The following is a 3,684-nucleotide window of genomic DNA, read 5'->3' on the forward strand; positions in this document are numbered from 1 at the left end:
GGGCTTCCGCATTGGCCTTGCCTTTATATTTTTCCGCCACCTTGTTGTAGGCCGGGCCATCCTTTTCCTTGCTGACGGCATGGCATTTGAAACAGTTGTTCTGTTTGGCCAAGGCCTTGGCAGCATCAACGTCGACGGCATGAGCCACTGGTGCTGTCAGAAAAAAAGCCGCAGCGGCGGCAATCAGGGCGGGGCGGACGATAAGTAGTTGCATGTTTTTTCTCTCTGAGAGTGCCGAAAAACGAGACCAGTCCTATGAAAAACGGCCTAGTACCTTGGTGACTGAGTGTAACGAGGTGTAACTGGGCTCAACATAGGCAATGGATTAAAACGGCTATAGGAAAATTCCTATTCCCGATTGCTCGGGAACCTTTGGGGGTGGAAATTTGTCGCGCGCTGGCGCGAAAATATGGCCGAAATCGGCTGTTGTACCGCCAAGCGCCCGTCTTCGATTCCGAGCTGAGCCGGAATAAATCGCGGCCGGCCTAAAACTGCCCGGGTTCGGCCAGTTCGTGCGCCATGGCGTAGCGAATCAGTTCAGCCGTATTGGCCAAATTCATCTTTTGCAGGATATGCGTCTTGTGCGTACTGATGGTCTTGACGCTCAAGGACAACTCGGTGGCAATTTCGGTCAGGCCGGCGCCGGTGACGAGCATGTTGAAGACCTGGAATTCCCGGTCTGACAGCAAGGTGTGGGGTGGTGTTTCGCTGACTTGTTGAATGCCGCGTACCATCATTTCAGCCACTTTGTCGCTGATATGCACGCCGCCCGATGCAACGCGCCGAATGGCGGCGACCAGCAGATCGCTATCGCTTTCCTTGGTGATGTAGCCGGCAGCGCCGGCATGCAGTGCGCGTACGGCGTATTGCTCCTCATGGTGCATGCTGAGGATGAGAATGGGCAATTCCGGTCGCTCGTCTTTGATCAGGCGAATCAGATCGAGACCGTTTCGGCCAGGCATCGAGATGTCGAGGACTAGCACGTCCCATTTTCGTTCACGCACATGGTGCATGACATCGATGCCGTTGGCAGCCTCACCGGCGACGATCAGATCTGCGGTGTCGGCGAGAATCTGTTTCAGTCCGTCGCGGATGATGGCGTGATCATCCGCCAGCAGGACTTGGTATTTTTGCATTACTGCTCTCCTGGTTGATCGGGATGTGGGCTTCGACCAGGGTGCCCTGACCGGGCGTGCTGGCCACGGAGAAGCTTCCGCCGACGCTACGCACCCGTTCGCGCATGCCGAGCAGTCCAAAGCCGGCGGGCCGCTGGCCATTTTGCATAAAACCACAGCCATTGTCGCGGATCGAAAAGATCCATTCGTCGTTGCGTCGGAGCAGGCTGATTTCAACTGCGCTGGCCTCGGCGTGGCGGGCGATATTGGTCAGTGATTCCTGCAGGACGCGAAACAGGGTGGTAGCCAGTGCTTCGTCGTGCGGCGGGTCTTCCTCTGCCAGATTCAGCGCAATGGATAGGCCGGTGCGGGCCGAGAATTGGTCGACATACCAGTTGGCTGCGGCAGAGAAGCCGAGGTCGTCGAGCACAAGTGGGCGTAGATCGGAGGATATGCGACGCACGGAAACGATGGTCTGGTCAATGAGGCCCTTGATCGCCTGTGTCTTCTCGATGAGCTTGATCTGGTCCCGACCGAGATGCCCGCCAAGCCAGGAAATTTCCATGCGAATGCCGGTTAGCAACTGGCCGAGTTCATCGTGCAGTTCGCGGGCGATACGGCTGCGCTCCTCTTCCCGGAGGGTAATCAGCGCGGCGGACAGGCGACTTAGTTCAGCATTGGTTTCGGTCAGGGCCTGCTGGGCTTGCTGGCGCTCTGAAACGTCGCGCAGGATGGCGGTGTGCAGGGTTTTGCCCTGGATGGTGACTTTCGAGATGTTCGATTCGATGGGAAATTCATCGCCGTTGGCGCGTAGCCCGAAAACCGTGCGGGTAATCGCCATTGAGCGGTGCGGCATGGTGCTGAACTGGCTACGGTAATCCGCGTGACTCTGGCGGTAGCGTGGCGGCAACAGGCAATCCAGGCGACTGCCCAGGACGCTGGCGGCGCTGCGGCCGAACATGGCTTCGGCTGCCGGGTTGAAGAGAACAATCCGGTCATTGGCGTCGACCGTGACGATGGCGTCCATGGCGGTGTCGACGAGAGCTTGCAGAGTTTGCGCCGTTTGTGCCAGGTGGCCGGCCAGAGCCTGCTCGCGCATCACTTCGCGGGCCAGCAGGAAGGCGATCAGCAGAATGAACGCGGAGATGGTGCCGCTGGCGGTGCGGATGGCCACGGCGTTTTCACGCCACTCGGCTAGCGCGACATTTTCGGAGACCGATACCGAGAGGGTGAGCGGAAAGTGGTCGAGCGGGCGGAAAAGGGTGATGTCCGGGCTATTGGTTTGACGTACGGCGCGAATCGCTTCGCCCGGGCTGGCGGCTGGCGGCAGCTCGAATGGGTGGCCGATCAGGCTGGCATCGCGCGGTGCTCTGGCCAGCAGGTGACCGTCATTCAGGTACAGGCTGATCGGGGTGATGTAGTTGAGTTCGAGAGAATCAATATGTTCGAAATAATCGAGGTTGAGTGCGGCCACGACGATGCCGCCAAAAGTGCGTCCCGGCCCGTGGATCTGCCGACTCATGTGGACGGTCCAGGTGTCGTTCTGGCGATTGATCAACGGCGGGCCGATGAAGACCTTGTCTTCGCCGGCTTGCTGGTGGAACTGGAAATATTCGCGATCGGCGATGTTGATCTCGGTGTCGCCGCGTTCGTCGCTGGAGTCATTGATGACGCGACCCTTACGGTCAACGACAAAAATACTCGAAATGTGCGGCATGCTGGCGGCCCGCGATTTGAGCAGTGTGCGGACCAGAAAGTCCCTGTCGACTTGAGCCAGCTGCGCACTTTCCAGATTTGCCATGCGGTCGGCGATGCCGTGCAGGACAAGATCGACGCCCTGAAGGGCGCGGGTGCTCTGTTCACTCAGGATGCGACTGATGCTGACGGCTTCGTGCAGCGCGTGTTCGACCGAGTTTTTGCGCAGCCCCATCAGGTAAATTTCGCTTGCCGCCAGTATCGAGATGATCGCCAGCGCGCCGAGGAAAACAATGGCGCGTACCGGGTTCTGTATCCAGGCGCGGGCCCGGGAGAGGGGGCGCATGGTTGGGGCGAGAGGTGTTACCGGGGCCTGGCTCATCTGGTCCGCCCGTTGAGCAGGATGTCGGCCTGAATCTGTTGCAGGCAGCTGGTCAGTTGCGTGCTTTGCCTTTCCAGTTCCTGTTTGAGCGTTTCGCTGGCGACGGTGTCGCCGGCGCGGTGGTTACGGATCAGTTTGTCGCCGAGCTGGTGCAATTGCGTGTGCAGGGTTTCGATGGTCTGAAAAGCCTCGAGGGCCGCGTAGCGCTGTCCATCCTGGCTGTAATACCAGCGACCGAAACGGCATTGGCGGTGGTCTGGTTCGGGTGCTGGCGCGGTTCCGGTGGTGTCGTCAAGGTAGGCATAGATCGATTTTTTCCAACGGCTGTGGTCGATGTCGGCGATCAGCATGGGCAAATCTTCGTGTGACCATTTGAAGGCCGTGGCCAGACCCCATAGTTCATCCGGCTTGAATTGCCGGATCCATTCCGGCAGCAACGCCGCCGGCATCGGGTGGGCGATGCCGAAGCCTTGCGCCAGGTCGCAGCCGAGG

General features: G+C 59.3%; 4 protein-coding genes. All 4 read right to left on the reverse strand.

Annotation, left to right across the window (positions count from 1 at the left end; genetic code table 11):
- Positions 1-214 (reverse strand): c-type cytochrome (locus ADADOO_RS07355; RefSeq protein ID WP_511276308.1); only part of this gene is annotated, 214 nt, incomplete at its 3' end.
- A 271-nt stretch (positions 215-485) separates the two neighbouring features.
- On the reverse strand, positions 486-1,136 hold the full coding sequence (locus tag ADADOO_RS07360; protein WP_511276309.1) for a response regulator: 651 nt from the start codon (positions 1,134-1,136) through the stop codon (positions 486-488).
- The gene (locus ADADOO_RS07365; RefSeq protein ID WP_511276311.1) at positions 1,105-3,156 is read right to left on the reverse strand and encodes a PAS domain S-box protein; all 2,052 of its coding nucleotides are present in this window, start codon (positions 3,154-3,156) and stop codon (positions 1,105-1,107) included. Before ADADOO_RS07365 ends, ADADOO_RS07360 begins: the two co-directional genes overlap by 32 nt.
- A 32-nt stretch (positions 3,157-3,188) precedes the next feature.
- Positions 3,189-3,684, reverse strand: a 496-nt coding sequence (locus ADADOO_RS07370) for a CZB domain-containing protein (protein WP_511276313.1), incomplete at its 5' end; no start/stop codon positions are given.

Source organism: Azonexus sp., from assembly GCF_036170495.1.
Lineage (GTDB): Bacteria > Pseudomonadota > Gammaproteobacteria > Burkholderiales > Rhodocyclaceae > Azonexus.

Coding starts and splice junctions, on each gene's coding strand:
- ADADOO_RS07360 (WP_511276309.1), bottom strand. CDS start 1,136: ATGCAAAAATACCAAGTCCTGCTGGCGGATGATCACGCCATCATCCGC.
- ADADOO_RS07365 (WP_511276311.1), bottom strand. CDS start 3,156: ATGCGCCCCCTCTCCCGGGCCCGCGCCTGGATACAGAACCCGGTACGC.